Annotated in this window: 1 protein-coding gene and 1 pseudogene; both read left to right on the top strand. The window is 64.1% G+C overall.

Going from position 1 to position 2,197, the window contains the following annotated elements; translation table 11 throughout:
• The first annotated feature begins 230 nt into the window (after window positions 1–230).
• Window positions 231–1,673: a carotenoid oxygenase family protein gene (locus VN047_RS07375; protein ID WP_325541479.1), complete on the top strand. Its 1,443-nt coding sequence runs from the start codon at window positions 231–233 to the stop codon at window positions 1,671–1,673.
• Between the two features lie 228 nt (window positions 1,674–1,901).
• Window positions 1,902–2,197, top strand: a pseudogene (locus VN047_RS07370) (hypothetical protein); the annotation flags it as partial.

The raw sequence follows: 2,197 nt of genomic DNA, 5'->3' as shown, positions 1-2,197 counted from the left end.
CCGCAGGCCCAGCTCGGCGTCGCCCGTCTCCAGCCGCCCCAGCCCCGCCGCGATCACCGCCGCGCGCAGGTCGCCATGATGATAGGCACCCGACGCCTTGGCGCCGCCGCCTTTTATGTTGACACTGTTATCTTTGTTTGCCATATGTTGCCACTGTAAACATTACGAGTCGCCCGCGCAACCCCGCGCCACGCGGCACTTTCGCCAACTTCCGCTTAAGGAGCATCGACATGGCTAGCAATGTAGAAACCCTGATCCGCAGCGCAGTCGTCAAGGGCATCGGCAAGGTCGCCGACTTCAATCGCAAGCGCCTTCCCCGCCCGACCGATGCCCATCCGTTCCTGACCGGCATCCATAAACCGATGACCGAAGAGCTCACGCTTGAAGAACTGCGCGTCGACGGTGAAATCCCGGCGGCACTGAAGGGCCGCTATCTCCGCAACGGTCCGAACCCCGCCGCCGCCCCCGATCCCGCGAGCTACCACTGGTTCACCGGCGCGGGCATGGTCCACGGCATCCGTATCGAAGGCGGCAAGGCCGACTGGTACCGCAACCGCTGGGTTCGCGGCACCGAAGCATGCGAGGTGCTTGGCGAAGAACTGCCCCCCGGCCCGCGCGAAGGCCGCAACGACGCGCCGAACACCAATGTCGTCGGGCTGGCCGGGCGCACCTTTGCGATCGTCGAGGCGGGCGGGAAGCCGGTCGAGCTCGGCTATGAATTGAACACGATCGCCCACAACCCCTTCGACGGCACGCTGATCGGGGGCTATACGGCGCACCCGCACGAAGATCCCTTCACCGGCGAAACGCATGCGATCACCTATCGCGGCGACGAACAGAACAAGGTCTGGCACGTCGTCCTCGACCGGCAGGGGCATGTCATCCGCGAGGAAGCGATTGCGGTGAGCGATGGCCCGTCGATCCACGACTGCGCGATCACCGGGAATTACGTTCTCGTCTTCGACCTGCCGGTCACCTTTTCGATGAAGATGCTGCTCGCCGGCTATAGCTTTCCCTACGCCTGGAACGACGCGCACCAAGCCCGCGTCGGCCTCCTCCCCCGGAAGGGCCGTGGCGACGAAATCATCTGGGTGCCGGTCGAACCCTGCTATGTCTTTCACCCCGCCAACGCCTATGAAACCGCCGATGGCAAGGTGATCGTCGATGTCGTCGCGCACGAAACGATGTTCGCAAGTTCAAAGCGCGGACCCGACAGCGAGAAGTCGCGCATGGAACGCTGGACGATCGACTCGGCGGCCGGCACGACGATACGCACGGTGATCCATGATCATGCGCAGGAATTTCCGCGCTATGACGAACGGCTGACGACGCGGCCCTATCGCTATGCTTATGCGGTCGCCATTCCCGACGGTCCATCTGCCGAATGGGCGCTCGCCGATACGCGGCTTTTCCGCCACGACCTCGCGAAAGGTACGACCGACATCCACGATTTCGGCCCGAACCGGCATCCCGGAGAGTTCGTTTTTGTCCCCAGAAATGCGCAGGGCGCCGAGGATGACGGATGGCTTGTCGGCCTTGTGGTCGACATGAATGACGAGACCACCGATCTCGTCATCCTGAACGCCGAAGATTTTATCGGATCGCCGCAAGCAGTCGTTCATCTGCCGCACCGGATCCCTCCGGGCTTCCACGGAAACTGGGTCGCCGATTGACGAGAGCGCGGCGCGCCATCGGCGCCGCGGTCACGAGCGATCGTTCCATGTCGACATCGATCACCGTCGCCCCACCGCCGACCAGCAACAGGCTGGGCAAATAAAATGTCAAAGACTCGCGGCTGGCAGCACCGGAATCTTCGCCGCATCGCTTGAAGCACACGGCTCATCCCGGAACCGTAGCGATTTCGGCAGCACTTTCCGGCCGTGGCTCGTTTCAGCTTCACTATGACGAAAAACATCGCCCTCTCCCGCCCTGCCACGAGCGCGATTGCCGCGTTCCTGGCCCTGTCCACCCCCGTTGCATTTGCGCAGGAAATCCCGACGGTCACGATGACGCCGCCGGTCGCGGCGCCGGCTCCGCAAACCCCGCCGACCGTGCCTGAGCCAAGCACGACTGCACCGACCGCGACCCCGCAGACGGCGCAGCCCGCCACGCCAAAGCCGGTAATCCGCGTGCCGCTGGATATTGCACCGGTCGAAACCGCCACCCCCAAGACGGCGGAACCCGCTGCCACGCCCGC

It is taken from the genome of Sphingopyxis sp., assembly GCF_035565275.1.
Taxonomy (GTDB): domain Bacteria; phylum Pseudomonadota; class Alphaproteobacteria; order Sphingomonadales; family Sphingomonadaceae; genus Sphingopyxis.
Note: the sequence above shows the minus strand (reverse complement) of the source record. Positions and strands in the feature narration are given on the sequence as shown.